This window comes from Halobiforma nitratireducens JCM 10879 (assembly GCF_000337895.1).
GTDB lineage: Archaea > Halobacteriota > Halobacteria > Halobacteriales > Natrialbaceae > Natronobacterium > Natronobacterium nitratireducens.
The window spans coordinates 1-3,886 of the sequence record NZ_AOMA01000151.1 but is presented as its reverse complement, the minus strand read 5'-3'; the positions used below and the strand labels follow the sequence as shown (position 1 = coordinate 3,886).

Below are 3,886 nucleotides of genomic sequence, written 5' to 3'. Positions count from 1 at the left end.
CCAGTCTCCTGAGCCAATAGCTTCCCAATTAGGTACAGTTTCCGCTGAGATGCTGCTTCACTCCGCCACTAAACTAGAACAGATGGCCAAGGTGCAGGGTACAGTTCGTCGAACTCGAGTCCACGCACGTCACCCTCACCGTCAATCAGCTGCACCGTCAAATCTCGCTCTCGGTAATCTGCTATCGCTTGAACACACCGCCCACACAACCCAGACTTTCCATCGTCAGAATAGACCGCAACGCCGGTGATTTCTTCAGCACCATCAGAGACTGCTTTCGAGATAGCGAGCTCAACAGCATGAGTCCCCCATCCCTCTCCTTCTACTGGAATACCCGTATGCAGGGTATCATCACTCGTCAGAACCGCAGCGCCAATCCCTTCCTCATCAGCAACGTCAACCGCCGCAGAACGCAACTCTTCACCCTGATCAGAGTCATCAATCTGGTCGGATTGCTGGCCCGGAGCGCTGATCCCGAGCTGCTCAGGGGATATTCGACGGACTCTTGTAGCAGACAGGATCGAGTTCTGTGCACCCAGTTTCGTTTGTTTCTGGTTAGTCATACTGTTCGAAGGACTCCGCTGTGATGTTCGAGTCGCCTGTCTCGTACAGATGCGCAAATGCACTACCTCCGATGTCGTAGTGGAACTCTTCTGCGAAAGCCGACACAAGCGTGTACGCTGACGGTTCGTCGGTCTCGAACGAGAAATCCCGGAAGAGGTAGGCAGCAAGTGATTCGATCGGGATTTGCTCGCCGTCACAGAGATGTAACCGAGCAAGTTTCCAGTGATCCTCGTTCAGACCCCATTCCGAGTGGTACCCGTCTTTCTCGAGCGTAGCCACCTGCATCAGTGGCGAACTCATTCGGATTGACGATGGAGCATAGGTGCCGGACACGTTCTTGTTGTTCCAGAGCGTCGAATCCGAGGGGTTCTTCGCCTGAGTGAACGGCACGAGATATGGTTTGTCGCCATCTTGAACCTCGAAATACGTGTCGAAGAAGGCGTTGTAGGGGAACGAGAGTTCGTTCGTCTGCCCTTCGATCCCAGTTTGCTGTTGAAGGCAGAGGTATCCCGAGAACAACCGGTGTATTGGTGCCTCGACTAGCCGCCAGAAGCAGTCTTTGACAACGCTGGGTTTCAGGACGTACTCTGGCATTATTCGGAATACCGTGCTAAGGACTGGTTCTTTTCGAAGTTGGAGGTGTCAAGGTCGGTTCCCCATGCGTGGTAGCGCAGTTCATTAGCGGCCCTGATGGTGGTTCCTGAGCCAGCGAATGGATCGAACACAACACCGGGTTCATAGTCGGGTTCCTCACAGTCGCAGTGAGTCCAACCTGCGGTTGTCCACTGCGGGAACGTGAATTCACGGAAGTACCCGCCGAGCACTTCTTTCGCTTCGTCGGCGAGTTCCTGAACCTCTTTGGAGTTTTCACCAGCGCCCTCCTGGAACTGTTTTGCTTTGCCAGCGTCAGAGATACCGACTGCCTGGATTGCTCGCAGGTGGTCTTCTGTCAGGTCGGACTCTTCGTAAATCTCGAGAGCACGTTTCGCTTGTGAACGACTAGTATCGAGGTTCGTGAGGCCACGTTTCCGGTCTCGAGTTCTGGGTTCTCCGCACTTGGTGCAAACTGCTGGTGGGCACGCGAGTGTGATTGCGCGCTGCACTAGTTCGTCGGAGAACGGTGCGAGATGCCCGCCGGAGTTGAGGTCGTGATTCATCCGCCAGACGTCTCCAGGGTTCGATCCGTTACCGTAGACGTCCGCGTACCCGTGGAGATCATAGTAGTAGTCGTCGTTCCAGACGAGGTGGATGATGTGCTCGTGCCGGGGGACTAGCCGATCCTTCACTGACGACGGCATCCCGTTGTCTTTGGCCCAGATAGTGTCGTTCCGGATTGTCCACCCAGCTTCTTGCGCGGCACGCACGAAGCGTCCTGGGAGGCCGACACGGCTCTTGTTATGGTACGTGTCACCAATGTTGAGGAATATCGAGCCTGTGGGGCGAAGGAAGGGTCGCCACTGTTCGAGTGCGGCAACCAGATTGTCGATGTATTCGTCAGGCTCTGATTCTTGGCCTAACTGGTCGTCTATCCCGTAATCACGTTTCTTCCAGTATGGTGGTGACGTGACGATCAGATCAACGGAGTTCTCCGGGAGGTCGATTCGCGTGCTGTCTTCCGTTTCAGCGTCCTCGTCAGCATCTTTTGGGATGATTTGGGTCGCGTTTGCTTCCTCGATGTCTGCGCGGAGTTCTCCGTTCGGCTCGGGGATTGGGCCTTGTTGCTCTCGAACGTCTTCTACGTGTACTTCACCGTGATGTTTGAGCTGATCCTTGAGTTCCCCGTGAAGTTTCTTGGCGAGTTCCGGGTTTGCCGAAAGGTGATTGTAAACAGATGGTGTGGGCGTATCTGCCGAAGGCGAGTTCCCGTCGGCGAAGTCATCGAGGTTCGAGAGGTTGTCGGTTTCGTCAAGGTATTCACTGATGATCGAGATTACTTCTCGAACGCCTGGATCAAGCCGATCCATAGTCAGTTGAGCCCCCGGTGATTCAGATCCATCCTTACTCATTGTCTAATCGGGCTCATTCCACCCTTGTGAACATTCTGTATTTGCTCTGTTGCCGTTGGTTTCTCCGAGTACTGTCTATTTCGAGTCATATTCCTCCGCGACTTCTATCGTCAATTCGCTCAACGCGTCATCCTCAGGCCCAAACACTCGGCCATGCAGCTTCTCGATGCCACCGTTCGCGAACTCTTCAGCGATCTCGTACACGAACCGTTTGTCTTGCAGAACGTCAAGAGACCGTTCTTCGCGGACGGCCACAGCCTCAATAACGCCCTCCTGCTCCTCTCTGAGCGAGGATCGACCGAACAGCGCGTGTTCTTCACCCTCCAGTTCGACTCGGCCTGCTTTGCGTCGACCATAACTCATCGCGAACGTGAACAAGTCGTGTAGATCCACCTCGTAGAACGGGGAGGTTTCCTTGGTGCGGAGATCTTCGTACAGACTCCGTCGTTCCTTCTCAATGTGAACGTCACGACGTGGTTCGGTTTCTTCGTACTTCTCGCTCTGTTGTTCGCTCATGCAGATGGCACCTCCGTCACTTCGTCAGCGTAGTCCAGGTGGTACTCGTTCGCGACCTTGTCCTTCAGGAACGCGCGCACTTCGTCGGTGTACTCCTCGTCGGTCATCAGGAACGTCACCTGCGTATCCTCGAGGTAGTTCGGCACATTCTGTGCGATACGCTTCTTTGGTTTGCTAGAGATACGACCCAACGGTGTATCGATAAGGATCGGTGCGCTGAACCCGCTAATTTGCGCGAGCGCACTCATGAACGACAGCGCCAACACCTGGCGTTCTCCTGCGGATAGAGACCCGAGGTTCTTCTCTCCGCTCGGGCCGTACACGTGCACCTCATAGTCGTCAGTCAGTTCGATATCGTACGGTTCGTCCTTCCAAATGAGGTCGTTGAAGAACGTCTGAAGCGAGTCTTCGGTTTCCGTTCGAACCTGCTCCAGAATCTCCTTCTCAATGCTCTCGACCTTATCGCGTGCGTTCTCGACGAACGAGATCTTTCGAAGGATCGTCTCGTGTTTCTTCTCCCGTTCAACCTCCCGCTGCCAGTCGTCCTTGCGCTCCTCTACGACCTCTTTTTGCTGCTCGATCTTGCCTCGGAGCTGACCGAGGTCTTCACGCATGTCCTTTACGCGACCGTCGATGCGCTTGCGTTGTTTCTCGAGGTCAGAAACATCCACGTCGTCCGGGATGGTCTTGCTCTCCAACTCAGCTCTCAGCTTTGAACGTTAGCGTCGGCTGTTGAGTGAACGAAAAGGTGGTCGATCTCTTGCATAAGGTCATCGACGTCACGATCATCGTTGTCTCGA

General features: G+C 54.5%; 5 protein-coding genes. All 5 read right to left on the bottom strand.

Features of this window, described 5'->3' with window-relative positions:
* Positions 1–68: 68 nt before the first annotated feature.
* The 5 genes from C446_RS18880 to C446_RS14635 all read right to left on the bottom strand — a co-directional run bounded on the left by C446_RS18880 (position 69) and on the right by C446_RS14635 (position 3,784).
* The gene (locus C446_RS18880; RefSeq protein ID WP_152419452.1) at positions 69–563 is read right to left on the bottom strand and encodes a cytidine deaminase; all 495 of its coding nucleotides are present in this window, start codon (positions 561–563) and stop codon (positions 69–71) included.
* Positions 556–1,158 (bottom strand): hypothetical protein, encoded by a 603-nt coding sequence (locus C446_RS14650; protein ID WP_006673907.1) that lies wholly within the window; start codon positions 1,156–1,158, stop codon positions 556–558. Before C446_RS14650 ends, C446_RS18880 begins: the two co-directional genes overlap by 8 nt.
* The gene (locus C446_RS14645; protein ID WP_239639519.1) at positions 1,158–2,570 is read right to left on the bottom strand and encodes a DNA-methyltransferase; all 1,413 of its coding nucleotides are present in this window, start codon (positions 2,568–2,570) and stop codon (positions 1,158–1,160) included. Before C446_RS14645 ends, C446_RS14650 begins: the two co-directional genes overlap by 1 nt.
* A 75-nt stretch (positions 2,571–2,645) precedes the next feature.
* Positions 2,646–3,086 carry a hypothetical protein gene (locus C446_RS14640; protein WP_006673905.1) on the bottom strand — a complete coding sequence of 147 codons (441 nt, stop codon included), beginning with the start codon at positions 3,084–3,086 and terminating at the stop codon, positions 2,646–2,648.
* Positions 3,083–3,784, bottom strand: a complete 702-nt coding sequence (locus C446_RS14635) for a hypothetical protein (protein WP_006673904.1) — start codon at positions 3,782–3,784, stop codon at positions 3,083–3,085. The genes C446_RS14640 and C446_RS14635 overlap by 4 nt, the downstream gene beginning before the upstream one ends.
* Positions 3,785–3,886: the final 102 nt, after the last annotated feature.